General features: G+C 59.3%; 22 protein-coding genes. 15 read left to right on the top strand and 7 right to left on the bottom strand.

All coding sequences use genetic code 11. The features are described 5' to 3' along the window. The first annotated feature begins 7 nt into the window (after positions 1-7). Positions 8-5,593: an ATP-binding sensor histidine kinase gene (locus DD597_RS07200; protein ID WP_129256048.1), complete on the top strand. Its 5,586-nt coding sequence runs from the start codon at positions 8-10 to the stop codon at positions 5,591-5,593. Between the two features lie 3 nt (positions 5,594-5,596). Here the strand turns inward: DD597_RS07200 and DD597_RS07195 are convergent, their stop codons facing one another. Next, a complete protein-coding gene (locus DD597_RS07195; RefSeq protein WP_003863061.1) occupies positions 5,597-6,214 on the bottom strand; it encodes a response regulator transcription factor in 618 nt (205 codons plus the stop codon). Positions 6,215-6,514: 300 nt separating this feature from the next. Here DD597_RS07195 and DD597_RS07190 point away from each other — a divergent pair, with 300 nt between their 5' ends. After that, a complete protein-coding gene (locus tag DD597_RS07190) occupies positions 6,515-7,120 on the top strand; it encodes an ATP-dependent Clp protease proteolytic subunit (protein ID WP_003863062.1) in 606 nt (201 codons plus the stop codon). A gap of 134 nt (positions 7,121-7,254) precedes the next feature. Further along, positions 7,255-8,376 carry a cupin domain-containing protein gene (locus DD597_RS07185; RefSeq protein WP_003863064.1) on the top strand — a complete coding sequence of 374 codons (1,122 nt, stop codon included), beginning with the start codon at positions 7,255-7,257 and terminating at the stop codon, positions 8,374-8,376. 38 nt (positions 8,377-8,414) lie between these two features. Here DD597_RS07185 and DD597_RS07180 read toward each other — a convergent pair whose 3' ends face one another. Next, complete coding sequence (locus DD597_RS07180) at positions 8,415-8,600, bottom strand: hypothetical protein (RefSeq protein WP_003863066.1); 186 nt, start codon at positions 8,598-8,600, stop codon at positions 8,415-8,417. A gap of 219 nt (positions 8,601-8,819) precedes the next feature. On the opposite strand from DD597_RS07180, the gene DD597_RS07175 reads away from it, so the two are divergent. From DD597_RS07175 to foxA, 3 genes are all read left to right on the top strand, one after another. Continuing rightward, complete coding sequence (locus tag DD597_RS07175; protein ID WP_003863067.1) at positions 8,820-9,053, top strand: DUF2171 domain-containing protein; 234 nt, start codon at positions 8,820-8,822, stop codon at positions 9,051-9,053. A gap of 134 nt (positions 9,054-9,187) precedes the next feature. Beyond that, positions 9,188-10,144 (top strand): AraC family transcriptional regulator, encoded by a 957-nt coding sequence (locus DD597_RS07170; protein ID WP_129256047.1) that lies wholly within the window; start codon positions 9,188-9,190, stop codon positions 10,142-10,144. 121 nt (positions 10,145-10,265) lie between these two features. Next, positions 10,266-12,374 carry a ferrioxamine B receptor FoxA gene (gene foxA, locus DD597_RS07165; protein ID WP_129256046.1) on the top strand — a complete coding sequence of 703 codons (2,109 nt, stop codon included), beginning with the start codon at positions 10,266-10,268 and terminating at the stop codon, positions 12,372-12,374. A gap of 81 nt (positions 12,375-12,455) precedes the next feature. Here the strand turns inward: foxA and DD597_RS07160 are convergent, their stop codons facing one another. Continuing rightward, positions 12,456-13,871 carry a PLP-dependent aminotransferase family protein gene (locus tag DD597_RS07160; protein ID WP_129256045.1) on the bottom strand — a complete coding sequence of 472 codons (1,416 nt, stop codon included), beginning with the start codon at positions 13,869-13,871 and terminating at the stop codon, positions 12,456-12,458. Between the two features lie 176 nt (positions 13,872-14,047). Here DD597_RS07160 and DD597_RS07155 point away from each other — a divergent pair, with 176 nt between their 5' ends. Further along, positions 14,048-14,209: a DUF1127 domain-containing protein gene (locus DD597_RS07155; protein WP_003863073.1), complete on the top strand. Its 162-nt coding sequence runs from the start codon at positions 14,048-14,050 to the stop codon at positions 14,207-14,209. Positions 14,210-14,294: 85 nt separating this feature from the next. Here the strand turns inward: DD597_RS07155 and DD597_RS07150 are convergent, their stop codons facing one another. Next, complete coding sequence (locus DD597_RS07150; RefSeq protein WP_109948606.1) at positions 14,295-15,683, bottom strand: PLP-dependent aminotransferase family protein; 1,389 nt, start codon at positions 15,681-15,683, stop codon at positions 14,295-14,297. 102 nt (positions 15,684-15,785) lie between these two features. Between DD597_RS07150 and DD597_RS07145 the strand changes: the two genes are divergently transcribed. After that, positions 15,786-16,265: a carboxymuconolactone decarboxylase family protein gene (locus DD597_RS07145; protein WP_003863077.1), complete on the top strand. Its 480-nt coding sequence runs from the start codon at positions 15,786-15,788 to the stop codon at positions 16,263-16,265. On the opposite strand, the gene DD597_RS07140 is transcribed toward DD597_RS07145, so the two are convergent. After that, on the bottom strand, positions 16,252-17,154 hold the full coding sequence (locus DD597_RS07140; protein WP_045894262.1) for a LysR family transcriptional regulator: 903 nt from the start codon (positions 17,152-17,154) through the stop codon (positions 16,252-16,254). The genes DD597_RS07145 and DD597_RS07140 overlap by 14 nt on opposite strands. A 100-nt stretch (positions 17,155-17,254) precedes the next feature. On the opposite strand from DD597_RS07140, the gene DD597_RS07135 reads away from it, so the two are divergent. The 7 genes from DD597_RS07135 (at position 17,255) to DD597_RS07105 (ending at position 22,877) form a co-directional block, all read left to right on the top strand. Next, the gene (locus DD597_RS07135; RefSeq protein WP_022650339.1) at positions 17,255-18,670 is read left to right on the top strand and encodes an aldehyde dehydrogenase family protein; all 1,416 of its coding nucleotides are present in this window, start codon (positions 17,255-17,257) and stop codon (positions 18,668-18,670) included. A gap of 75 nt (positions 18,671-18,745) precedes the next feature. Further along, positions 18,746-19,069 (top strand): antibiotic biosynthesis monooxygenase, encoded by a 324-nt coding sequence (locus DD597_RS07130; protein WP_003863082.1) that lies wholly within the window; start codon positions 18,746-18,748, stop codon positions 19,067-19,069. Continuing rightward, positions 19,062-19,439, top strand: coding sequence for a hypothetical protein (locus tag DD597_RS07125; protein ID WP_003863084.1), 378 nt, complete (start codon positions 19,062-19,064; stop codon positions 19,437-19,439). Before DD597_RS07130 ends, DD597_RS07125 begins: the two co-directional genes overlap by 8 nt. Then, a complete protein-coding gene (locus DD597_RS07120; RefSeq protein ID WP_129256044.1) occupies positions 19,432-20,127 on the top strand; it encodes a helix-turn-helix transcriptional regulator in 696 nt (231 codons plus the stop codon). Before DD597_RS07125 ends, DD597_RS07120 begins: the two co-directional genes overlap by 8 nt. A gap of 149 nt (positions 20,128-20,276) precedes the next feature. Next, positions 20,277-20,747, top strand: coding sequence for a MarR family winged helix-turn-helix transcriptional regulator (locus DD597_RS07115; protein ID WP_003863089.1), 471 nt, complete (start codon positions 20,277-20,279; stop codon positions 20,745-20,747). Beyond that, positions 20,744-21,811: an HlyD family secretion protein gene (locus DD597_RS07110; protein ID WP_086527941.1), complete on the top strand. Its 1,068-nt coding sequence runs from the start codon at positions 20,744-20,746 to the stop codon at positions 21,809-21,811. Before DD597_RS07115 ends, DD597_RS07110 begins: the two co-directional genes overlap by 4 nt. Next, on the top strand, positions 21,801-22,877 hold the full coding sequence (locus DD597_RS07105) for a DUF2955 domain-containing protein (protein ID WP_003863094.1): 1,077 nt from the start codon (positions 21,801-21,803) through the stop codon (positions 22,875-22,877). Before DD597_RS07110 ends, DD597_RS07105 begins: the two co-directional genes overlap by 11 nt. On the opposite strand, the gene DD597_RS07100 is transcribed toward DD597_RS07105, so the two are convergent. Continuing rightward, positions 22,874-24,145, bottom strand: coding sequence for a DUF445 domain-containing protein (locus DD597_RS07100; RefSeq protein ID WP_032608445.1), 1,272 nt, complete (start codon positions 24,143-24,145; stop codon positions 22,874-22,876). The genes DD597_RS07105 and DD597_RS07100 overlap by 4 nt on opposite strands. Before the next feature lie 3 nt (positions 24,146-24,148). Continuing rightward, entirely contained in the window at positions 24,149-24,802 is a 654-nt protein-coding gene (locus tag DD597_RS07095; protein WP_063855390.1) for a LysE family translocator, read from the bottom strand. Positions 24,803-24,845 lie beyond the last annotated feature (43 nt).

Here is a 24,845-nt window from a genome sequence, read left to right as displayed (position 1 = left end):
ATCGCGGATGAACGAACATACGTCGCCTGCATTTTGGCCCGCCCGGGGTAGTCTCCATGAAGGGCGGGCTTTTGTTCTGAAAGAGGATGTCATTTTTACCGTGCTGGCGCAGGAGGGCGGCATCTCCTGGATGAACGGGCGGCATCCCCAGTCCGGCGGTTCGTTTATTATTGCCACCGCGGTCAGCGATGAAGAAGAGGAGCGGGCAACGCGGCTGCTGAAAAACGAGTTTGCCCTGCGCGATCGCCTTCATGACGGCTGGGCTATCCGGCCCGTCGCTTCAACCCAGTACCGCGGACGTTTTGCGCTGGTCTACGCGCCGTTCTGCTTTGAACTGCTGGCGTGCCGGGCAGGTAAGGCGATTTCCGGGATCGCCCGCTTTATCGAGATGGCGATCCGCATCTGCGGTCCCCTGCGCCAGATGCATCAGCACAACCTGATCCACGGCGATATCAAACCCGGGTCGATCTTCGTTCATCACGATGCCACCTGCCGTCTGTGCAGCTTCGGTCTTTCCTGCGGCACCTCCGACGCCTTCTCCCAGTCCCGGCTTGCCGCGTCTGGCGGCACGCCCGCCTACATGTCACCGGAACACACCACGCGTACCCGGCGCGCCGTTGACAGCCGGAGCGATCTCTACAGTCTGGGGATCGTGCTTTATGAACTTCTGACCGGGCGATTGCCGTTTGAACTGAGCGCTGATGACCAGACCAACTGGGCGCATTATCACATTGCCTCTGAACCGCTTGCGCCGGGTCGGGTGCGCCCGGACGTACCCGGCATGTTGTCGACCATTATCCTTAAGCTGCTGGAGAAGAATCCGGAGAATCGCTATCAGACCGTCGACGGGCTGATTGCCGACCTCAGGCGCTGCCAGGCGACGCTGACCGTTGAAGGCGAAATTGTCGACTTTATTCCCGGCCAGCAGGATCGCTCTCCGGCGATCCATCTGGCCGATTCACTTTTCTCTGCGCATCCGCAGGCCAGCGACGTCATCGCCGCGTTTGAGCGGGTCAGCCAGAGCGGTGCGCCGGAACTGGTGACGATTGGGGGACCTTCGGGGATCGGCAAATCTTCCGTGATCGCCACCACGCTGAAATCGCTGCAACAGCGCAAGGTGCTGCTGGCGGTGGGCAAGGTCGATCAATATTCTCCCACGCTGCCCTACGGCGTGCTGAGTTCGGCGTTTCGGACGCTCACGCTGCACCTGCTCGGGCTGCCAGCCGGGGAGGTGGCGACGTGGAAAATCCGTCTGTCGCGCGCGCTGGAAGGCTTCGAGGAGCTGGCCGTCAGCCTGGTGCCGGAGCTGAATTTACTCCTTGAGAACAAACCGCGTTTCTCCGCGGATACCTTTTCCATCGACGCGCGGGCGCGCTTCAGCCATATGGTGCTGGCGCTGGTGAAAACCTTCGCCACCCAGGGCGCGCCGCTGGTGCTGCTGCTGGATGATGTACAGTGGATCGACGCCGCCAGCCTGCAAACGCTCGATCACCTGCTGCGCGCCTGCGGCGCCATCCCGCTGCTGGTGGTGGTGGCGCACCGCGATCTCAGTTCGCTTTCTGATCCCACCTTGCAGACCGCGCTGGCGAGCCTGCCGGAGGCGGCGCAATATGCCACGACGATTGTGCCGCAGCCGCTGTCGGTGAAGGCCGTGGCGCGCTGGCTCGGGGGAATTTTTCATGCCCGCAGTAGCGGCACCGCCGATCTTGCCACGCTGATCCATGAAAAAACCGGCGGCAACCCGCTGTTCGTGCAGGAGTTTTTCCGTCGCATCGTCGATGACGGACTGGTGGTGCACAACAAATATCAGGGGAAATGGCATTACGATCTCCAGGCCATCCGCGCCCGGCACTACACCGAAAACGTGGTGACGCTGGTACTTGAACAGCTCAAGGAGATGCCCGACGAGACGCGCCGCCTGCTGGGCAGCATCGCCTGCCTCGGCTGCACGGGCGAGCTGGAGATGCTGTGCCGCGTGGTGGGGCGGTCGGCGGCGGAAATCCGCTACGCGCTTCACCCGGCGGTTACTGCTCAGCTGATTGTGCTGACGGAGAAAGAGTACGCTTTTACTCACGATCGGGTGCAGGAAGCCGCCTTTGCCCTGCTGGATGAGGGCGAGAAAAGCCATCTGCACCTGACCACCGCCAGCCTGCTGGCGGATGCCGCACGGCAGACGGCGGGCAACGAACTGCTGTTCCGCGCGGTTCACCACGTCAGCGCCGCGCTGGACTGCATCCAGCCTGCACCCCAGCGGCAGCGATTCCGGGAGCTGAGCCTTCAGGCCGCGCGGCGTGCGAAGCGTACCGGCGATTACCTTTCCGCCTTAAGCTATATCCAGACCGCCAGAGCGCTGGGGAATGTGGGCCCGGTCTCGGACTTTATGCTGGATATCGAAGAGGCGGGCTGTGAGTTTGCGCTCGGGCACCTGGAGCGTACGCGTGCGCTGTGCGATGCGATCCTCGGTTCACCGGGCGGGCTGACGGAGAAAGCGCTGGCCGCCAACCTGCTGGCGGAAGTGTATATGCGCCAGTCGGAGATCCGCCTGGCGCTGGAGGCGTCGTTATGTTGGCTGGGCGTGTTCGGGATCCAGATCAGCCGCTACCCGGAAAATGCCGAATGTGACGAGGCCTGGCAGCAGTTCTGTCAACGCACCGCCGACGCGCCGCTGAACCCGTTTTCTCAGCTTAAGCTGATGGAGAACGCAGAGACCGAAGCGGTGATGAACCTGCTTTACAGCGCCAGTATTTTCGCCAGCTTTACCTGCCCGCGCCTGCACTTTTTACTCCTGTGCCGGATGATGCACCTCACGCTCGATCACGGCATCATCGGCGCCTCCACCACGGCGATGGCCTGGTTTGGCGTGCTGATTGGTCACCGCTACGCCGAATACCGTCTCGGATTTGAGTACGGCACGCTGGCTCGTGAGCTGGTGAACCGCCACGGCTATGATGCCTATGAAGCCAAAACTCTGCTGCCGCTCGACCAGCTCAGCGTCTGGACCCAGCCGCTGTCGTACACTATCGAGTGCGCAAAGGCCTGCTTTACCTCGGCGGTGACCCACGGCGACATGACGATGGCCTGTTTCGCGGCCTGTCATCAGATCATTAACTTCCTCTCCCGGGGCGATCATCTGGATGGCGTGCTGACCAGCATCGATCGCGGTCTGGCCTTTGTGCGCAAAACGGATTACCAGGACATTGAAACCGTTCTGCACATTCAGCGCCGCTACGTGGAGTTTTTACGCACGCCGGTGACGGGCCCATGGAGCGCCGCCCAGGCGCTGCCTGACGATCTGCTGCCCGCGCCGCCGGAGCAGGCGCCCGAGCAGACCTCGACTATGCTGTTCTGGTACTGGCTCTATCGCGGGATGGCGCACTTTTCCTGCGGCGAATACGCCGACGCACAGGCGGATTTAGAGAGGGCGGGCTGGTATGCGTGGTCCGCGCCGGGTCATATTCATCTGCTGGATTACCATTTTTACAGCGCGCTGGCGCTCTCCCGTCAGCTCACGCCGGAGACCTTCTCGGCGGATTATCGCCGCAGTATTCATCACCATTACGACAAAATTGCCCTCTGGGCGCGGATCAATTCGGGCACGTTTGCCGATAAAGAAGCGCTGATTTACGCCGAAATCGTCCGTCTGGACGGCATGAACAGCATCGCGCTGGAGCAGTATGAAAAAGCGGTGCGGCTCTCGCGGGAGGGTGGCTTTAACCCGATCAATGCCCTGGCGCACGAGCTGGCAGGGCGTTTCTCGCTGGCCTGCGGCTACCCGACCGCCTCCGACGCCCATTTCCGCGGCGCGATTGCCGCCTGGGGGCGCGCCGGGGCGCAGGCCAAGGTGCGCCAGCTGGAGCAGGATTTCCCGCATCTGCTGGCCTCCGGGCAGAGCCGCGCGTATGACACGGCGGCCTTCGCCCAGAACGAGGTGATCCGCGATTTACAGAGCGTCATCAAAGCCTCACGCGCCTTGTCCGAAGAAATTAACCTCGAGCGTTTAATTGAAAACCTGATGACGCTGCTGCTTGAACGGGCCGGGGCGCAGCGTGGCCTGCTGCTGCGCGTTAGCGATAATCACATCCCGGAGATCGAGGCCAGTGCCTGGACCAGTACCGACGGGGTGCGGGTGCGCATCCTGAAGGCGTCACCGATGGCGACGGACATGCCGCTGTCGGTGCTGGCCGCAGTGATCCGCACCGGGCAGGAGATCCGCACCGGCAAACCGGAGGAGTTCCACCCGTTCAGCCAGGATCCGTATCTGGTGACGTCCGGCGCCGCCGTAATGTGTGTCCCGATGTTCAAACAGGCGCGGCTGGTGGGGGTGCTGTATCTGGAAAACCGCCTGATGCCGGAAGTGTTTACCGCCGAACATTCGCGCGTGGTCAGCCTGCTGGGCGCGCAGGCGGCGGTTTCGCTGGAGACTGCGCGGCTTTACGCCGAGCTGCTGGCGGAAAACATCCAGCGCCGGCGGGTGGAGAAAGAGCTGCGCGCCAGCCAGACCTCGCTGATGCTGGGCGAGCAGATCAGCCATACCGGCAGCTGGCGCTGGGAGCTGGTGCAGGATCTGATGTTTATGTCCGAAGAGTACGCCCCTATCCTTGGCCTGCCAGAGCAGCAAAAGATGATCTCAATGGCGGAGTTTTTAACCTTCGTGCATGAGGACGATTATGGCCGGATCAGCGCCCTCGTTAACCAGAGCGTGCGCGACGGGCTGTCGATGCGCGCGGAGTTTCGCATTATCCGCACCGACGGCTCCGTTCGCTACATCCTCGGGATTGGCGATCCGGTCGGCGTCGGCAGCGAAGTGAATGAGTATTACGGCATCATTACCGACATCACCAGCCAGCGGGCGGCGGAAGATGCGATGCGGGTGGCGCAGGCGGATCTGGCGCGAGTCTCACGGGCCACCACCGTCGGGCAACTGACCTCCTCGATCGCGCACGAGATCAACCAGCCGCTGATGTCGATTGTCTCGAACGCCGGCGCGAGCCTGCGCTGGCTCAACCGCGATCCGGCGCGGCTGGACAAAGTGCGCGAGGGGCTGGAGGAGATCGCCGCCGAGGGCGAGCGGGCAGGGGAGATCATTCGCAGCATTCAGTCTCTGACGCGCAAGCAGGACCCCACGTTTACGCGTATTGATCTGCACTTCCTGATCCACCACATCATTATGCTTTCACGCAGCGAACTTGAGCTGCGACACATAAGCGTTGATTATCTTCTGAACGCTGACGACAGCTTTATCATCGGCGACAGCGTGCAGATCCAGCAGGTGCTGCTTAACCTGGTGATGAATGCGATGGAAGCGATGGCGGAAGTGACGGATCGCCCGTGCAGCATCACGATCTCCACCGCGAACTGCGGCGAGGGGAAGGTGATCTTTGAGATCGCCGATACCGGCAGCGGCATTGAGCCGGAGCTCACCGAGCGGATCTTTGACTCGTTCTATTCGACCAAAGCGCAGGGAATGGGGATGGGGCTGACCATCAGCGCCAGCATCATTGAACGGCACCGGGGGAAACTGAGCGCGCGCCGCAGAGAGCCGTACGGCACGGTATTTACCTTCGCGTTGCCGCTTGCCGGACAGGAGGAGTAACGGTTATTCCACTGGTTGATGTTTGGTCAGGCGCTCGACGGCCCTGACCAGTTCGGCCACGGAGCGGACCTGCATTTTCTCCATTACCCGGCGGCGGTGCACTTTCACCGTGATCTCACTGACGCCCAGCTCGGCGGCGATCTGCTTGTTGAGCTTGCCGCTGATGGCCAGCTCAAGCACCTCATGCTCGCGCGGCGTGAGGGACATGTGGCGCTGCTTCAGGGCGTAGTGCTCTTTGACGCGGGCGGCGTTGTGCTGTGCCAGTCTGAGCGCGGATTCGATGGAGCCGATGAGCGCGCTGGATTCAACGGGCTTAGTGAGAAATTCGTAGGCTCCGCCTTTGATCGCCCGGACGGACATAGGGATGGTGCCGTGACCGGTGAGAAAGATGATCGGTATTTCCCGCCCGCTGGCTTTCAGCGCATCTGCGACATCAAATCCGGTTATCGTGGGCATCTGCATATCGAGGATCACGCAGGAGGGCAGATCCTCAAAGGGATGGCTGAGAAAGGCTTCTGCTGAGGAAAAGCCAAGGGCGTGCATATCCGCGGATTCCAGCAGCCTGACAACGGACTGTCTGACTGTGTCATCGTCATCAACCACATAAACAATGTGTTCCATTCACCGCCCCGGTGTGTGATCAGTAAATCATCGACAATAAAATAGCGCCTTTTTGAACGTAAGCGACTGTTTGCTATCCTCATTCATACTAACACATTAATTATTATTATCATTTACCAATATGAAGATGATATGAAAGTGTAATAAAAATGTGGCGAATTAGTTAGGAGTGGAGCGCTGTTTTTAGTGACCTTTCCGGGGGCGGAGCCAGCGCACGACACGCGATGTTTTGTGTGAGGACGCCGACGGGTAAAACAGGCTACACTCTGATTTTGAGCGCGACAAGCTGAGGACATAACGATGCACTACACACTGAAAAGCAGTGACGATAAAGAAAAAGCGGAAGGAACAAACGGCGCGGGCGCTCTACAGCAAAAACTGCTGGAATCCCGTTCGATTGTCATCTCCGGTGAAATCAACCAGGAGCTGGCCCAGAAAGTCATCACTCAGATGATCCTGCTGCAAAGCGTCAGTAACGATCCGATCAAGCTGTACATCAACAGCCAGGGCGGCCATGTAGAAGCGGGCGATACCATCCACGACTTCATTAAGTTTATCCGTCCGGAAGTACACGTTATTGGCACCGGCTGGGTGGCAAGCGCCGGGATCACCATCTTCCTGGCGGCGAAAAAAGAGCACCGCTACTCGCTGCCAAATACCCGCTTTATGATCCACCAGCCGCTGGGCGGCGTGCGCGGTCAGGCAACGGATATTGAGATCGAAGCGCGGGAGATCATCCGCATGCTGGAACGCGTGAACAAGCTGATTGCCGACGCCACCGGCCAGCCGCTGGAGAAAGTGAAGAAAGACACCGACCGTAACTTCTGGATGTCACCGGCGGAAGCGCTGGACTACGGCATCGTGGGCAAACTGATCACCCATTATGACGAGCTGAACCTGGATTAAGTTTTAGCCCGCGTGTGCGTCGGGTGACGGCTTCGCCTTACCCGACCTACACGCGCTCGATTGACCCATGACAAGTTCCCCCTCTGCTTTCTTACCTATAATCGCGCCTGTTTACCCTCTCACTGGTGCTAACCATGGCGTATCAACTGAACCTGAACTGGCCGGAATTTCTTGAAAAATACTGGCAAAAACAACCCGTTGTACTGAAAAATGCCTTCCCGAATTTTGTCGACCCCATTACCCCTGATGAACTGGCGGGTCTGGCGATGGAGCCGGAAGTCGATAGCCGCCTGGTAAGCCATGCTAACGGCAAGTGGCAGGCGAGCAATGGCCCGTTTGAGCATTTCGATAACCTCGGTGAAACCGGCTGGTCCCTGCTGGCGCAGGCGGTGAACCACTGGCATATGCCCGCCGCAGAGCTGGTGCGTCCGTTCCGCGTCCTGCCGGACTGGCGTCTCGATGACCTGATGATCTCCTTTTCTGTCCCGGGCGGCGGCGTTGGGCCGCATATCGATCAGTACGATGTGTTTATCATCCAGGGGATGGGCAGCCGCCGCTGGCGCGTGGGTGAAAAGCTGCCGATGCGTCAGTTCTGCCCGCATCCGGCTCTGCTACATGTCGATCCTTTTGAGCCGATCATCGACGAAGATCTGGCGCCGGGCGATATCCTCTACATTCCGCCTGGATTCCCGCATGACGGCTTCACCCATGAAACCGCGCTCAACTACTCTGTCGGTTTTCGCGGGCCGAACGGTCGCGATCTGATCAGCAGCTTTGCCGACTATGCGCTGGAGAACGATCTGGGCGGCGAACACTACAGCGATCCGGATCTGACCTGCCGCGAACACCCGGGCCGCGTGGAGCAGTACGAGCTTGATCGCATTCGCGAGATGATGATCGACATGATTAGCAAGCCGGATGATTTCACGAAATGGTTTGGCAGCTTCGTCTCCACGCCACGTCACGAGCTGGATATTGCCGCCGCCGAGCCGCCGTATTCCGCAGAAGAGGTACTGGACGCGCTTCAGGGCGGCGAAACGCTGTCGCGCCTGAGCGGCCTGCGCGTGCTGAACGTTAACGGCAGCTTCTTTATCAACAGTGAACAGCTGGAAACGGCGGATGTGAACGGGGCAGACGCGCTGTGCCGCTACACCGAGCTCGGCCAGGCCGAGCTGGGCGAGGCGCTGAATAATCCGGCGTTTGTGGACGAACTCACCGGGCTGATTAACCAGGGGTACTGGTACTTCGACGAGTAACAGCAGGCGGCGTTTAGTCAGCCTAAACGCCGCTACGTTCAAACCAGCATATTACACGCCTTCCAGTAGTTCAAAAGCCGCTCGTCGTCGCGCTCTTTCTCCGCTTTGATTTTCATCGCCTGGGCGAGATTCTCTCGCGATAACTCATGGCCTTTTTGCACGATGTCTAAAACCGCTTCACCAAGAGCCAGCGAAATTTCTGTCCGATTGTTGCGAATCGTCATAAATACCTCCTCGTTGGTTGCGATAAGTTAATTATGAACGGGAAATAATCAGTCGGTAATAATTCATCTCATTCTTATTTTTTCATTTCGGCGTTAAGTAGAATGAATATTCGGTTCTGTCAATGATGTTTCAAAATGCTAATAGGGCGTTTAAGCCTTAATTTATGCGCTACAGTTAATTTCGTGCAACAGGCAAATAACCGAAACAGGAGAATAATTATGGTAGATAAAAGCGCAATTAAGGATCACACTCAGGTTGTCGCCAGCTGCGGAACGCACGTCGGGGTTGTGGACCATCTTGATGGTGAACGTATCAAGCTTGCGAAGAGCGATCCGGAATCGGGCGGCAAGCACCATTTTATTCCTCTCGGCTGGGTTGATAAAGTCGAAGATAATAAAGTTGTCCTGACCAAAAACCATAAAGAGGTTTTTGCTGAGTGGCAGGAAGCATAAATATATCTCTCGCAAGGAAATATATGCCTTCGCTCCGGCTTCGTCCGGAGCGTAATAGTGTCTGCGCCCGGTGATTGCTGCCATTGCAAATGGATGGTACTGTTTTGCCTGTCCTTTCCCGATGCAGGCCCCGAATGATGCTCCAGAGTGAAAATAGATCAGCGAAACGCATATTTTTTGTTGAAGATTTTCAGGTATTCGGCGAGCGCTACGGCATCGACTACCGTTTCCCCCAGTTAGAAGAGGCGCAGGTCAGCGGTAGCCCCGTGTTGCAGGGGAATGTTGAAGAGATGATGCTCTCGTCCGGCATTTCGCTGACCCATTCCGACGTACGTGTATTACAGCCCTATGAAACCACCTCTCGCCACAGCAGCCCGCTCTATATGCTGGTGGTGCTGGAAGGGTGCGTGACGCTCACCCTCAATGATATCAATTATCCCGTCCGCCCGGGCATGGCGTTCAGCTCACGTCTGAGTGAAGATCAGGTAATGAGCGCGCGTCACGATGCCGACAGCACGCTGAAAACGCTCTCGTTTGGCGTGTACCCGCACGATGCCGGACGTGAAGCCTTGCTTGAGTCATTGCTTCTGGAATGGCAAAGCCTGAATGCACCCGCGTTTGTCTGGCAGGTTCCCGAGTTTGTGATGTCAGGTATTCTGCATGCGCAGCGGCAGGGGGTAAGCGTGCTTTCACGCAAGCTTTTGCTTGAGGGGCTGATGTATCAGCTGCTCGGCCATGGCCTCAACCAGCGCCAGCAGCCTTGCCCAAGCCGCCCTGAGCATGCGCGTCTTGAACGCGTGCGGAGCCTGCTGGAACAGTCTCCTGAACGGGAGCATACTCTCGCGCAGCTGGCAGCCCTGGCTGCAATGAGCCCAAGCAGCCTGCGTAGCAAGTTCCGTCAGCGCTATGGCTGCACCCTCTTCGACTATCTCCGCAACTGTCGCCTTGCGCTGGCGCGCCGCTATCTGCTGGAAGGCCACAGCGTGCAGCAGGCGGCGTGGATGTGCGGGTATCAGCATGCCACCAACTTCGCCACCGCGTTTCGTCGTCATTACGGGATTTCACCGGGTGACGTGCGCAAACTCCGCTAACGTAATTTCTCCTGTCGCGCGAATGCATCCCGTGCGGTTTAGCATCGCGCATACGTAACCTGGCTGTACGCATAGCCGTTTGCACTCTCAAAAAGGTAATAATTCTTATTAACAATAAGAAATATCTCTGGAGAGGGTTATGTTTGCTAAATCGCGTCTGGCACTGCTGGTGGGATGGGTTACCGGTAGCGTCGCTTTTCCTTTACTGGCGCAGGATGCCCAAAAAACTGACACCGTGGTGGTGACCTCGCAGATGCAGTCTGCGGCCACCAAGCTTGAAACACCGGATATTGAAACCCCGCAGTCGGTCTCTATCGTCACGCGCGAGCAGTTCGAAGAGCAGGGCGCAACCAGCGTGCGTCAGGCCGTGAGCTACACGCCGGGGGTCTACAGCAACCAGATCGGGGCTTCAAACCGCTTTGACTACATGGTGCTGCGCGGCTTCTCGGACGGCAGTCTGGACAACGTCTACCTCGACGGCCTGAAGATGATGGGCGACACCAATTCCCACAGCTCGCTGGTGGTTGACCCGTGGTTCCTGGACAGTATCGAAGTCGTGCGCGGTCCGGCCTCCGTGCTCTATGGCCGCTCATCGCCGGGCGGGATTGTGGCGCTCACCTCCCGTAAGCCATCGTTCGATCCTGGCGGGGAGATTAAGCTCTTCGCCGGTAACAATAACCAGCGTGGGGCGATGTTCGACGTGACCGGCTCGGTTGATGATAACGACCGCGTGGCGGTGCGCCTCAGCGGGATGACCCGCTATGCTGATTCCCAGTTCGATCCGCTCAAAGAAGAGCGTTACGCCCTGATGCCGAGCCTGACCTGGCGTATCACCGACAACACCCGTCTGGATCTGATGGCCTACCTGCACCGCGATCCGGAAGGCGGCAGCCACTCCGGCCTGCCATATGAGGGCACCGTTGTACCGCACAGCGGTAAGAAAATCTCCAACACCTTCTTCGAGGGCGAGGACGATTACGACAAGTACGATCGTCGGGAAAACATGGTCGGCTATAACATCGAGCACCTGTTTGACAGCGGCTGGTCTGTGCGCCAGAAGCTGCGCTACCTGCACACCAAAGTCGAGCTGAACCAGGTGTATGCCGCAGGCTGGCTGAATGACACCGAGCTGAATCGCGGCTATTCCGGCTCTGACGAGAAGATGAACGCCATCACCCTGGATAACCAGGTCGACGGCAGCTTCGACACCGGGGCGGTGAACCACCGCGTGCTGATCGGCATGGACTATCAGGACCGCACCAACAACGTCACCGGCTACTACGGCGGCTTCCCGCCGATTGACGCTTTCCATCCTGTTTACGGTGCGAAGCCGGACTACATCACCCAGTACAGCAGGGAAAAACACAAGCTGCGCCAGACCGGCTACTACCTACAGGATCAGATGTCCATTGACCGCTGGCGCCTGACGCTGGGCGGGCGTTACGACCAGGTGAGCGTGTCGAACGTCGACAACTTCAACCACACCCGCAGCGATCTGGATAAAAACAACTTCAGCAGCCGCGCGGCGCTGCTGTATCTGTTTGATAACGGCGTTGCGCCGTACGTCAGCTACTCCACCGCCTTTACGCCGACCAGCTTTGCCGACGAGCAGGGCAATATCCTGGATCCGATGAAGGGCAAGCAGTGGGAAGCGGGCGTGAAGTATGAGCCAGAGGGGATGAACAGCCAGTTCAGCGCCTCGGTGTTCCGCATCAACCAGAAGAACATTGCCACTAAAGAGGAGCCGACCGATCCGTACCGTTCCATTGGTGAAATCGAATCCGAAGGCGTTGAGCTGGAGGCGATTGGTCAGCTGACCGACAGCCTGCGTATGCAGGCGGCGTACACCTACACGGATATTCGCTACAAGAAGAGCAGCCCGGAAGAGGAGGGCAAGCGCGCCGTTTATGCCCCGCGTAACATGGCCAGCGCCTGGCTGAGCTACGACGTCAAAACCGGCCCGCTGGACGGCCTGACCGTCGGCGCCGGCGTGCGCTATGTCAACGGGATCGCCAGCGATCGCCAGAATACCCATACGCTTCCGTCGTACACGCTGGTGGATATGACCGTGGGGTATGACCTGTCGAAAGTGGGGCTCACGGGTGTGAGCGCGCAGTTGAACGTCAATAACCTGACGGACAGAAGCTACGTCGCGGCCTGTAACTCTCTCTCTTACTGCTACTTCGGTGCAGAACGCAGCATTGTGGGCAGCGTTTCGTGGAAGTTCTGAGTTGTTGATTTTGCCGGGTGGCGGGAGCGGTTTTCTCCCTCTCCCTGTGGGAGAGGGGCGGGGTGAGGGCAAAATGCCGCACTACTCCTCCATCGCAATCACAATCGCTTCACCCATCTTTTTCAATGCCTCGCGATTTTTGTCTGTCGGCGGCAGCGCTACGTTGATCCGCAGGCAGTTGCGGTACTTCCCGGAGGCGGAAAACAGCGACCCGGCCGCGGCCTGGATCTTCAGCCGGCACAGCTGCTTGCTGACGCACACCATATCGACCGTCTCCGGCAGCTCAACCCACAGCAGGAAGCTGCCCTGCGGGCGGGTGACGCATATCTCTGCCGGAAAATACTGCCGCACCCAGCAGGTGTAGGTCTCCATATTCTGCTGATAAATCTGGCGCATACGCCGCACGTGGCGATGGTAATGGCCGTCGCGGATAAACGCCGCCACCGCCATCTGCGTGCCCGGCACGTTAAACCCGCCCGCGGCGTACTTCATGTGCATCACCCGATCGTAATAGCGCCCCGGCACAATCCAGCCGACGCGCAGGCCCGGCGCCACGGTCTTGGTAAACGAACTGCATAACAGCACGCGACCATCAATATCCATAGAATGAATGGTGCGCGGACGCGGATACTCCGCCGCCAGCTCGCCGTAGATATCATCCTCAACAATCACGATATCGTGCCGCTGTGCCAGGGCTAAGACCTGCTTCTTCCGCGCCTCCGGCATGATAAACCCGAGCGGGTTATTGCAGTTTGGCACCAGGATCACCGCCTTGATCGGCCACTGCTCCAGCGCCAGCTCCAACGCTTCGATGCTGATCCCGGTTTCAGGATCGGTGGGAATTTCAATGGCCTTGATGTCAAAGCCGCGCAGCATCTGCATGGTGCCGTGAAACGACGGCGATTCCACCGCCACGATATCCCCCGGTTTGCACACCGAGAGCAGGGCGATCGACAGCGCGCCGTGGCAGCCGTTGGTAATGACAATTTCGTTTGCCGCGACGGTGGAACCGCCGTCCAGCATCAGGCGGGCGATTTGCTCGCGCAGCTCCAGGCGCCCGTCGAGCACGTCATAGCTTAGTATCTCGCCGGGGTTATGCTGCGCGATGCGGCTCATCTCGCGCCACAGGGGCTTCAGGCTCGGCTGGTTAATGTCCGGCGAGCCGCCGCCAAAGGAGATCATCTCTTTGTCGGCGCGGGCGTCCAGCAGCATCATCACCTCATCCCACTGAGTGACGTCCACAGGGCGCTGCACCGGGCGGGTCATTGCCGGTACGGGCGGCTGGGCTTTGCGTTTCGAGACAAAATAGCCGGAGCGCGGCTGAGGCGTGATCAGCTGGAGGTTTTCGAGGATCTGGTAGGCCTGCTGTATGGTGCTGATGCTCACGCCGTGCTCCTGGCTCAGCGTGCGTACCGACGGCAGACGTTCGCCGCTGCGATACAGCCCTTGTTCAATGCGTTCCGCCAGGAGGTTGGCCAGATGTTGATAGCGCGTCATGCTGTATCCTTTGTTTTCACCATACAGAGCATTAAACCAGTACAGATGGATGAATAAACCACCATGCAGATACCGTTTTAGCGGATCTGTATGGTAAACAAAAGCAGTTTTTGAATCTGTATTGTACTGGCCGTTTTCCATGATGATAACCCCACTGGCACAGCGAGGAGAGCATCATGGAATTCTACGAGAATCGTTCAAAACGTCCGTTTATCGCGTTTGTCTGGGTAGCGAAAACGCTGCGTAACTGGTATCGCATCAACCGTACCCGCCGTATCCTGAGCCAGATGAGCGACGAGCAGCTCAAGGACGTCGGGTTATCGCGATATGATGTGTGAGCATAGGGTTGCCTGGTGGCGCTACGCTTACCGGGCCTACAGGAGACCGTAGGCCGGGGAAGGCGCAGCCGCCACCCGGTGGTTTTCAGCTCAACAGTTCTAGCGTCTGCCGTTTCGGCCTTTCCAGCAAATCCAGCGCCTCCTGATACGACCGCACGTTGTTATAGCCCATCACCAGCCCGTAGCGTTTTCCTGATCCGTGATACCACGCCGAAAGCGCATTGACCTGCAATTGCTGTTCCTGCCAGCAGCGGGCGATCTCCCGGTCAGCGCTTCCCTTTGCGAGGAACGCGACAATATGCATCCCGCCGTCGTTTTGCTCGGTGAAAAACAGATCGCCATAGACCTCACGCAGGGCGGCAATCATCCAGTCGCGGCGGGTCTGATAGAGCGCGCGCATCTTTTTCAGATGACGGAAAAAATGCCCTTCGTTGAGAAACGCGGTGAGGATCTTTTGCGTCAGCACCGGCTGGCCGCTGGTGAGGATGTCCGCGCTGTCGGTAAAGGCCCCGACGGTGCTGGCGGGCATCACCACGTACCCCATGCGCAGCGATGGCATGATGGTTTTGCTGAAGGTGCCCATAAAGATCACCCTGTCATGCTGGTCGAGGCTTTTCAGCGACGGCAGCACTTTGCGGGTGTAGTGAAATTCGCCGTCATAATCATCTTCGATAATCCACGCCTCGTTTTGTGACGCCCAGTCGAGCAACTGCTGCTTGCGCGGCAGGGAGAGCGTCACCGCCAGCGGGCTCTGGTGCGACGGAGTAACGATGGCGAAGCGGGCATCGTGGTGATTACGCAGCAGGTAGTCCGTATCCATCCCTGCGCGATCGACCGGCACGGTGTGCAGGCGGGGCACAATGCGCTTGAGCAACTGCTGGCCCATAAAGTAGCCTGGATCCTCAAATACCACCTTATCGCTGCGGCTGGCGAGCGTGTCGAGGATCAGGCGCAGGCTGCCGCTGTAGCCGCTGGTGATCATTACCTGTTCCGCAGTGCAGGATAACCCGCGCGAGATATTGAGATAGCGGGCTATCGCCTCGCGCAGCGGATACCAGCCCAGAACGGGCGGGTTGAGCATTTCATCCTGACGCATGGCGCGCGTCGCCTGGCCCGCCAGCAGCAGCCATTTTTTATAGGGGAAGCTGTCGAGCGCGGGAATGCCGGGGCGCAGAAAACCGGCCCGTTCGCGCTGGCTAATCAACGACGCCGGCAGCGTGCCGGTCACTTGTTCTGCGGGGGCGTTTTGCGCGGGCAGCAGAAGATCCGGATTCACCCGCGTCCCGCGCGCGCCCTGGCTCACCAGATACCCTTCGCCCGTCAGAATGGCATACGCCGTCTCGACGGTTTTGCGCGCCACCTTCAGCTCTTCCGCCAGCAGGCGGATGGCAGGTACCCTGTCGCCCGGCTTCAGCACGCCGCGCATGATGTTGTCGCGATAGCGGGAATAAATCTCGTGATAGCCCGGCTTCATGTCCTACCTCATTTCACGCTTTTTGTATCTTTTTACTATGTCATGAACGGCGTAGATTTGCTTCATCGCATGACACATGCCGCACAAAAAAGAGGAAAGACCATGAGCACTCGCGTAAACCACCACAAAGCCACACCTGCACTCACCAACGCGCTTTCCGCCCTGAGCATGGAAGTGGCGAAAACCTCTATTGATCCGGCGCTGAAGCACCTGATCGACATTCGCGTGTCGCAGCTGAACGGCTGTACGTTCTGTCTCGATATGCACTCAAAAGAGGCGAAAATTGCCGGCGAGCGCGAGCTGCGCCTGTACCATCTGGCGGCCTGGCGCGAGTCCCCGCTGTTCAGCGCCCGTGAAAAAGCGGCGCTGGCCTTCACCGAAGCGCTGACCCAAATCGGCGTTCACGGCGTGAGCGATGCGCTGTACCGCAGCGTGGCGGAGCACTTCTCGGACGTGGAGATTTCAGAGCTGAACTTCGCCATCGTGGCGATCAACGCCTGGAACCGCCTGGGCATTACCTCCCGCATGGAGCCGGGCTCGCTGGATGCGGCGTACGGGCTGAACAAGGCTAACCTGGAATAATCCCGCGCTCGCGGATCATCGCCACCAGCGCCCGCAACCCCGGCGGGACGTGGCGATGGCCGGGGTAGTACAGGCGCAGCCCGGCAAACGGCTGCGCCCAGTCGTTTAAGACGCTCACCAGCTCCCCGCTTTTCAGCTCGTCCTGAATATAGATTTCCGGTAAAAATCCCACCCCTAACCCCGCTTTTACGGCGCGGATCGAGGCAAAAAGATCGGACGTCGCAAAGCGCGGCGGCACGGCAAGGGCGTACGTTTCCCCCCGACGGGCCAGCTCCCAGCGGTAGATCCCGCCGTGGGCCATACGCATGCCGATCCCCTGATGTGAAAGCAGATCGTCCGGCGTCTCGGGTATGCCGTGACGGGCGAAATAGTCCGGCGTGGCGGTGACGAGTTGGCGGATCTCACCGGTCAGCGGCACGGCGATCATGTCCTGCGGGACGGACTCTTCGAGGCGGATCCCCGCGTCATAGCCTTCGGCGACGATGTCGATCATCCTCGCTTCGCTCACCGTTTCCACGCGCATTTTCGGATAGCGGATCATGAAGTCGATCAGCAGCTGGTCCAGAAACAGCGTGCCGATATGGTTCGGCACGTTGAGGCGCAGCGTGCCGGCGGGTTCCCCGGTGTCGCTGTGGATCTCCTCCCCGGCGAGACGGATCTCCTGTAGCGCCGGGCCGATACGCGCCACGTAGCGCTGTCCGGCGTCGGTGAGCGCCACGCTGCGGGTGGTGCGGTTGAAAAGCCGCGTCTCAAGGCGGCTCTCCAGCCCGGAGATGGCGTTGCTGACCGCCGTGGCGGACATCCCCAGTTCCTGCGCCGCGCCGCGAAAGCTGCCGCGCCGCACCACCGCCATCACCACTTCCAGCTCTGTCAGACCTGAACGATGCATAGATTATCCTGAAAATCGAAACAACCCTTGCAGCATAGCGTGGATTATCGCAACGGAGAAGCCGTGACAGACTGGGCTCACACAGCCTGAGGAGGTTTATATGCACACCATCGAACAGATCTTTATTAACGGCGAGTTTGTTACCCCGCACGGTACCGAACGGTTTGATTTGTACAATCCGGCGACGGCGCAGGTCATCGGCCAGGTTCGCCTGGCGGATGAGGTTGACGCTGAACGCGCTATCGCGGCGGCGAAAGCGGCGTTTCCGGCGTGGTCGCAGACCACAAAGCAGGAACGCATCGCCGCGCTGAAGCGCATGCACGCCGCCGTGGCCGCTCGTCACGACGCTCTGCTGGAAGCGGTCATTGAAGAGTACGGCGCGCCCGCCTCGCGCTCGGCGTGGATGGCAAGCTATCCGGCAGAGGTGATTGCTCAGGCCATCGAGGCGCTGGAGGCATTTGAGTTTGTCACCTCCGCAGGTGCCGCAACGGTGCAGATGACGCCGCTCGGCGTGGCCGGGCTGATTACGCCGTGGAACAGCGATGCGGGGTTTATCTGCGGCAAACTGGCGGCCGCGCTGGCGGCGGGCTGCACGGCGGTCATCAAGCCGAGTGAAATGAGCGCACTGCAAACGCAGATTGTCACCGAAGCGCTGCGCGACGCTGCGCTACCGCCGGGCGTGTTTAACATCGTCACCGGACGGGGTGAGACGGTCGGTGACACAATCAGCCGCCATCCGGACGTCGCGAAAATCTCGTTCACCGGTTCCACGAATACCGGCAAGGCGATCCTGCGCAACGCGGCGGAAAGCTTTAAGCGCGTGACGCTGGAGTTGGGCGGTAAATCACCGACGATCCTGCTGGATGATGTGGATCTGGCGCAGGCGATCCCGCTGGTGATCCAGGCCGGGTTTATGAACAGCGGGCAGGCGTGCGTGGCCGGGACGCGCATTCTGGTGCCTTACTCGCGCAAAGCGGAGATCGAAACCGCGCTGGCGCAGGCCGTGGCGGCGATGAAATCCGGCGACCCGCGCAACAGCACGACAGACGTCGGCCCGATGGTCAGCGAAAAGCAGTGGCTGCGGGTGCAGGGCTATATCCGCAAAGGAATCGAAGAAGGGGCGCGCCTGCTGGCGGGCGGCGAAGGGCGACCGGAAGGCACGCGGGACGGCTGGTTTGTGCGTCCGACGCTGTTTGCCGGCGTGAACAATCGGATGACCATTGCCCGCGACGAGATTTTCGGCCCGGTGCTGTGCGTAATCCCTTATCAGGACGAGGCGGAGGCGATTGCCATTGCCAACGATACCGAGTACGGCCTGAGCGCGATGGTGCTGGGCGGCGATGTGGACCGCGCGCGACGCGTGGCACAGCAGATTGTTTCCGGTCGCGTGCTGGTGAACACCCTGGCTCATGAACCGAAAGCGCCGTTTGGCGGGTTTAAGCACTCCGGCGTGGGGCGCGAGATGGGCGAGTGGGGGATCCGCGCGTTTATGGAGCCGAGGTCGGTTCTGGGCTAAAGCTTCGCTCTTTACCGAAGCATTGTGCTTTTCCATCCTGCATTCTCTCCTCAACATCACAGCGGAGAGACCATCATGATCGCAGTCCTTTTCGAAGCCAAAGCCGCGCCTGCCCATCAGGCGCGCTACCTCCAACTTGCCGCAGAGCTTAAGCCTTTGCTGGCCGACATCGACGGCTTTATCGATATCGAACGGTTCCAGAGCCTGACGACCGACGGCAAAATCCTCTCCCTTTCCTGGTGGCGGGATGAAGAGGCCGTCCGCCGCTGGAAGCAGAACGTCTTCCATCAGGCGGCGCAGGCCGAAGGACGGGCGTCGATTTTCTCTTTCTACCGTATTCGCGTGGCGCAGCTGGTGCGGGAATACAGTTCCGAAACCGGAGGGCACGCGGATGTATGACGTTCACGTGATTTTCCGCGACGGGCCCGGCGAGCTGGCGCGCTTTGGACAGCTGTTGGGGCGCAACGGCGTGGGGCTTGAGGGTGGCGGCGTATTCGGTACCGATGCCCATTTCCTGGTGGAGGACGGGGAAAAAGCCCGCCGTGTGCTGCTCGACGCCGGGTTTACCGTGCAGGCGCTGCGAAAGCCGGTGATCAGAAAGCTTAAGCAGGAGCGTCCTGGCGAGCTGGGCGAGATAGCGGCGGCGCTGGCGGCACGCGGCGTGTCTATCCTGACTCAGTACAGTGACCATGCGAATCACCTTATTCTGCTGACGGATGATGATAAGCTGGCCGCTGAGATCACCGAACCCTGGGCGGCCCATGCTTAAGACGAGTTTACCTCCTGACAACAGCGCGATGCTGGAAAAGGCGATTGCCGCGGTGGCGGCTGCAATGGCCGATCCGTCGCGCGTGAAGATGCTTTGTGCGCTAATGGACGGGCGTGCGTGGACGGCCACTGAACTGAGTGCGGCGGCAGACGTTGCGCCGTCGACCGCCAGCGGGCATCTTGCCCGGCTGGTTGAAGGGCAGCTAATTACCTGCCTGTCGCAAGGGCGGCATCGTTATTATCGTCTTGCCGGGCACGACGTGGCGGCGCTGGTGGAACAGATTATGGGGCTTTCGTGGAGCCGCATTACCCCGCCGGAAACCAGCGCGCCGAAAGCCATGCGTGAAGCCCGGACCTGCTACGACCATCTCGCAGGCGCGGTGGCGGTGCAGATCTATGATTTCATACAGGCGGAAGGCTGGCTGGAGGCTGACGGTTCCGCATTGACCCTGTATGGTCGGGAGCAGTTCCTGGCGCTCGGTATTCCGTTAAGCGCTCATCCGCGTCGGAAGGCCTGCTGCGCCTGCCTGGACTGGAGCGAGCGGCGGTTTCATCTTGGCGGTGAGGCGGGCGCTGCGCTGCTTATCCACATGGAAAGCAAAGGCTGGATCCAGCGGGTGGTGGGTTATCGGGAGGTGGTGGTGACGGCTTCGGGGAAAAGTGCCGTCAGGAAGCATTTTAGCCGCTAAACGCCGCTGCGGGCTGATGCCCTCACCCCGACCCTCTCCCACAGGGAGAGGGAGAACATCGTTTCGCAATTCCTGCGCTTTAACTTCTCGTTTCTTGATACTTATCCTGATAACTATTATCGTGATGGCGTACTACGAGAGGGCTCCCCATGAGTGAAGAAGATCTGTTTAGCCGCAGGCCGATGGGCATGCGGATGGCGATGATCGTGCGTCAGTGGCGCGCAGTCATCGACGACGCCATTCTCGACACCGGGTTAACCCAGTCGAGCTGGACGGTGATGATGCAGCTTCATCAACTCGGGGATAACGTCTCGGTCAGCGAGCTGGCGGAAGTGCAGGGCATTGAACTGCCTCCCTTAATGCGCACGCTGACACAGCTGGAAAAGCAGGGCTACCTGCTGCGCACCGTCTCGCCGTATGACAAGCGTATCCGGCTGCTGACGCTGACGCCTGAGGGAAAAGCCATTCTTGAAAGGCTCTCTCAGGTGATTGAGACGTTCCAGGCGCGCGTATCGCAAAACATCGCGCCGGAACATATCGATATTTTCAGCGCCACTCTCAATCAAATCGCCTGCAATTTGCGGACAATCCGCGAAGAAGATAATAAGACCGAAAAATAATGACTCCTGAACAAAAGTTTGCCCGCTGGGTAAGGGTGAGTATTGCCTCTTTCCTGCTGATGTTTGTTTACTTTATCGTCGCGGATATCTGGATCCCGCTGACGCCGGACTCCACCGTGATGCGCGTGGTGACCCCGGTGTCTGCCCGCGTCTCCGGGTATGTGGCGGCGGTACATGTCCATAACAATAGCCAGGTTAAGAAAGGCGATCTGCTGTTTGAGCTCGACGCCACGCCGTTTCGCAATAAGGTCGAGGCGGCGCAGATCGCGCTGGAACAGGCGCGTCTGTCTAACGATCAGCTGGATGCGCAGATTGCCGCAGCGCAGGCCAGCCTGAAAACCGCCGTGCTGACCGCGCGTAACGACAAAGTGACATTCGACCGCTACCAGAAACTGAGCACCTTGCAGAACGTATCGCAGGCGGATCTGGATAAGGTCCGTACCACCTGGCAGAGCAGCGAGCAGTCCGTCAGCTCGATCCAGGCGAATATTCATAACCTGCGCATTCAGCGCGGCGAGCGGGATGAGCACCGTAACGTGACGCTGCAAAAATACCGTAACGCGCTGGATGAAGCGGAGCTGAATCTTGGCTGGACGAAGGTCTACGCCGAGGCGGACGGCACGGTCAGTAACCTGCAATTAAGCCCCGGTTTTTACGCCTCATCCGGTTCGGCTGCGCTGGCGCTGGTGAACACCCGGATCGATATCGTGGCGGATTTCCGCGAGAAGAGCCTGCGTCATACCCATCAGGGGACCGACGCTGCCGTGGTGTTTGACGCCTTCCCGGGGCACGTTTTCCGTGCCCACGTTACCAGCAGCGACGCGGGGATCCTCGCCGGACAGGAGGCCGTAAACGGTCAACTTTCTGAACCGGAAACCTCCAACCGCTGGGTGCGTGATGCCCAGCGTATGCGCATTCACGTAGCGCTGGACGAAGCCTTACCGAAGCCGCTGCCGACCGGCGCGCGCGCCACCGTGCAGCTCTACAACAGCGAAGGGCCGTTTGCGCGATTCTTCTCCGGGATGCAAATCCATCTGGTGAGCCTGCTTCACTATGTCTATTAGCACCCTGGCACGGGTATTTACCCCGCACGGCAACATCGTCTATACGGCAAACGACTTTCGCCAGACCCTGCGTATCGTCTTTGCCGGGATGATTGCGCTCAGTATTTCGAGTTTCTACAACACCAGCTACGGCGTGTTTTTTGTGGTCTACCCGATCATGCTTCTCTCGCTGGTACCGGTGTTTAATCGCCACGTGGCGAAGCAGTTTATCTTCAGCGCCTCGCTGAACTGCGTCGAAATGGTGTTGATTATCGGCTATCTGTCGCAGTGGCCGGTCATCATGACGCTGGTGGTGTTTGCCCTGTACGTGATGCGTTTTCGCTTTATGAGTAAGGGGCCGCTGTTCCTGTTCGGCTCGATGGGCGTGGTTTGCCAGAGCGTGATGCTCAACTTTATGAGCTACCCCACCACCAACTGGCACACGCTTTTATTCTCTAACATCGAAGCGAGCGTGATGGCGGTGTGCCTGAGCGCGCTGATGAACTACCTGCTGCCGGACGTGGAGCCGCGCAAGCCGCCGCCGCTGATTGAGAAAGACGACGCCCGCGTGCGCCACGAGTCGCTGCTATCCGGCACCGTGGCGACGCTGATTTTCGTCGTGTTTCAGATTAGCGACTTAAGCGATTCGCTTTCGGCGCTGATGGCGGGCATTCTGATCCTGTTCCCGATGCACTATCGCGGCTCGGTTATCAGCTCCATCTGGCGCGTGGTTGGCGTGGTGCTGGGGTGCCTCTATATCCTTGTCGTCCAGCTTATCCTCTACGATCACAGCAGCCATATGCTGCTGATGATGCCGCTGATTGGCCTTGGACTGGCGTTTGGCGCGCGTCTGCACGTAATGGAGAAGGTCGGCGCCGGGGTAGGCTTCGCCAGTATCACCACCATCGGCATTATGTTCGGGCAGAACATGCACCCGGACAGCGACCTGGTGTTCAGCGATCTGTACCGCATCACCTCCGTTACCTTCGCGCTGGTGGTCACGCTGACGATGGTCTTTCTGGTGCACCTGATCCTGAATCGCTTCGAGGCGACGCGCTACGTTATCGCGCCGCCAAAAGCGGATTAATGCCCCAGCACGGCGGGTAGCTGCGAGAGCAGAAACAGGATCAGGCCAATCGTACCGCCCACCAGGGTACCGTTAACGCGAATGAACTGAAGATCTTTACCGATATTGAGTTCTATCTGGCGTGACATGTCTTTGGCATCCCAGCTTTTCACCGTGTCGCTGATATGGCGCGTCAGGAACGCGGCGAAATCCGGCGCCACGCGGTGCGCGGCCTGCTCCAGATGCTCATTCAGCGACGCCCGCAGGCTGGCGTCGTTGGTCAGCGTTTCGCCAAACCACAGCCCGGCGTTGGCGATACGCTGCTTCACGCGGGAATCATCGCTCTGCATGTCATTTTTCAGCCACTGGCGCAGGTCAGCCCACATTTCCCCCAGATAGCGGTTAAAGGCCTCATCATTCTTGAGGTAGTGTTTGATATTCTCGGCTTTCGCCGTCATCTCCGGATCGTTTTTCAGATTGTCGATGAACTTGATTGTGGCGCGGTCAAATGCCTGACGGATCTGGTGCGTACGGTCGTGGCTGATATCGTCCAGCAGCGTGTTCACCGCGTTCGACACCATCTCCGCGCTTTGATCGCCCAGCCACTCGGTGGGCAGCACCATGGCCTTGCGCGGATGCTCGGTCTTAAGCCAGTGAACGATCTGGTCAGCAATAAATTCCCGCGTGCTTTCCCGCTGAATCAGGGTAATCAGGCGGTTTATGATGGCGTCCAGCAGCACCTGGTGACGGTTGTTTTTGGTCATGCTTTCCAGCATGACGGCGCTGGTCTCGGTTAAATCGACCTTGTCGATAGCCTTATGCACCGCGCGTTTGAGCAGGCGCTGGATGCGCCCATCGTCGGTAAGTTCCAGAAAACCGCCCATCACCTGCACCAGATGCTGCCCCACGCGCCGGGCGTTATCGGGCTGGCTGAACCAGGTCCCAATCATCTGTGCGGGCTCGTAGCGACGGATAAGATCGACAAGGGATTGCGTATCGAGAAACTTTTCCTGCACGAACTGGCCGAGATTGTCGCCGATGCGGTCTTTATTGCGCGGGATAATCGCCGTATGGCGCGAGATAAAGGGAATGGGCACCCGGCGGAACAGCGCGACAACGGCAAACCAGTCCGCCAGCGCGCCAACCATCGCCGCCTCGGCAATGGCCTTTACGCCGCGCACCCAGAAGGTTTGCGGCATGAACAGGGTGGTGATAAACGCTGCGACGGCAATCAGCAGCAGCGACAGCGCGAGAAGCTTGGCGCGTTTGAGTTCGGTATGCTTTTCCATGGGTTAAGGATAGAGGGATACGGGGGAAAAGTGCAAAAACCGCCACAGCACCCACCCACCAAACCCCATCAATACCACCCCCGCCGTGCGCTCTATCAGCCAGAGCGAACGGCTGAGCTTTCGCTGAACCGCCGGTAACCCCATCAGCGATACCAGCGCAAAATCCCATACCAGTACTACCATCACCATCCAGACGCCGCAGGTCGCCTGCTGAAGCAGCGTGGCGTGCGGCCCGAGTAACGCCGTCATTAGCGCCAGGTAGAACAACGCGTTTTTGGGATTTAACAACGCCGAACCCAGCCCCAGCAGGATCTGCTTACGCAGCGAAGGGCAGCGCTCATCTGTTTCATTTAGCGCCAGCGTCTGCGGTCGGCTGCGTACAAGATGCGAGCCGATCCAGAGCAAATACAGTGCACCGGATAATTCAATCAACGTGAACAGCCACGCGAACTGACGCAGCGCGCTCCATCCTATAATGACCAGCAAAATGTAAAGCCCGTTTCCTGCCGCTATCCCGATGCACAATCCGGCGCTGCCGCGCAGTCGGTAGCGGGCGGCGTAGCCCATCAGCAGGAAGAAATCCGGGCCAGGGCTTAACAGGGCAACAAAATGCGCCAGCGCCAGGGCGAGAAAAGCGGAAGGGAAGAATAGTTCCATAGCGACCTCAGAATGCAAAACTGGGGCCAGACTACGAAAACAC

The sequence above is a fragment of the Enterobacter cloacae complex sp. 677-3DZ2D5B genome, assembly GCF_004136695.1.
Taxonomy (GTDB): Bacteria; Pseudomonadota; Gammaproteobacteria; order Enterobacterales; family Enterobacteriaceae; genus Enterobacter; species Enterobacter hormaechei_C.
The sequence above is the reverse complement of the archived record's forward strand: the minus strand, read 5'-3'. Positions and strand labels throughout refer to the sequence as shown.

What these genes read in the sequence shown, in the direction of transcription:
- DD597_RS07200 (WP_129256048.1), top strand. Translation starts at nt 8, where the DNA reads ATGAACGAACATACGTCGCCTGCATTTTGGCCCGCCCGGGGTAGTCTC.
- DD597_RS07195 (WP_003863061.1), bottom strand. Translation starts at nt 6,214, where the DNA reads ATGGAACACATTGTTTATGTGGTTGATGACGATGACACAGTCAGACAG.
- DD597_RS07190 (WP_003863062.1), top strand. Translation starts at nt 6,515, where the DNA reads ATGCACTACACACTGAAAAGCAGTGACGATAAAGAAAAAGCGGAAGGA.
- DD597_RS07185 (WP_003863064.1), top strand. Translation starts at nt 7,255, where the DNA reads ATGGCGTATCAACTGAACCTGAACTGGCCGGAATTTCTTGAAAAATAC.
- DD597_RS07180 (WP_003863066.1), bottom strand. Translation starts at nt 8,600, where the DNA reads ATGACGATTCGCAACAATCGGACAGAAATTTCGCTGGCTCTTGGTGAA.
- DD597_RS07175 (WP_003863067.1), top strand. Translation starts at nt 8,820, where the DNA reads ATGGTAGATAAAAGCGCAATTAAGGATCACACTCAGGTTGTCGCCAGC.
- DD597_RS07170 (WP_129256047.1), top strand. Translation starts at nt 9,188, where the DNA reads ATGATGCTCCAGAGTGAAAATAGATCAGCGAAACGCATATTTTTTGTT.
- DD597_RS07160 (WP_129256045.1), bottom strand. Translation starts at nt 13,871, where the DNA reads ATGACGCGCTATCAACATCTGGCCAACCTCCTGGCGGAACGCATTGAA.
- DD597_RS07155 (WP_003863073.1), top strand. Translation starts at nt 14,048, where the DNA reads ATGGAATTCTACGAGAATCGTTCAAAACGTCCGTTTATCGCGTTTGTC.
- DD597_RS07150 (WP_109948606.1), bottom strand. Translation starts at nt 15,683, where the DNA reads ATGAAGCCGGGCTATCACGAGATTTATTCCCGCTATCGCGACAACATC.
- DD597_RS07145 (WP_003863077.1), top strand. Translation starts at nt 15,786, where the DNA reads ATGAGCACTCGCGTAAACCACCACAAAGCCACACCTGCACTCACCAAC.
- DD597_RS07140 (WP_045894262.1), bottom strand. Translation starts at nt 17,154, where the DNA reads ATGCATCGTTCAGGTCTGACAGAGCTGGAAGTGGTGATGGCGGTGGTG.
- DD597_RS07135 (WP_022650339.1), top strand. Translation starts at nt 17,255, where the DNA reads ATGCACACCATCGAACAGATCTTTATTAACGGCGAGTTTGTTACCCCG.
- DD597_RS07130 (WP_003863082.1), top strand. Translation starts at nt 18,746, where the DNA reads ATGATCGCAGTCCTTTTCGAAGCCAAAGCCGCGCCTGCCCATCAGGCG.
- DD597_RS07125 (WP_003863084.1), top strand. Translation starts at nt 19,062, where the DNA reads ATGTATGACGTTCACGTGATTTTCCGCGACGGGCCCGGCGAGCTGGCG.
- DD597_RS07120 (WP_129256044.1), top strand. Translation starts at nt 19,432, where the DNA reads ATGCTTAAGACGAGTTTACCTCCTGACAACAGCGCGATGCTGGAAAAG.
- DD597_RS07115 (WP_003863089.1), top strand. Translation starts at nt 20,277, where the DNA reads ATGAGTGAAGAAGATCTGTTTAGCCGCAGGCCGATGGGCATGCGGATG.
- DD597_RS07105 (WP_003863094.1), top strand. Translation starts at nt 21,801, where the DNA reads ATGTCTATTAGCACCCTGGCACGGGTATTTACCCCGCACGGCAACATC.
- DD597_RS07100 (WP_032608445.1), bottom strand. Translation starts at nt 24,145, where the DNA reads ATGGAAAAGCATACCGAACTCAAACGCGCCAAGCTTCTCGCGCTGTCG.
- DD597_RS07095 (WP_063855390.1), bottom strand. Translation starts at nt 24,802, where the DNA reads ATGGAACTATTCTTCCCTTCCGCTTTTCTCGCCCTGGCGCTGGCGCAT.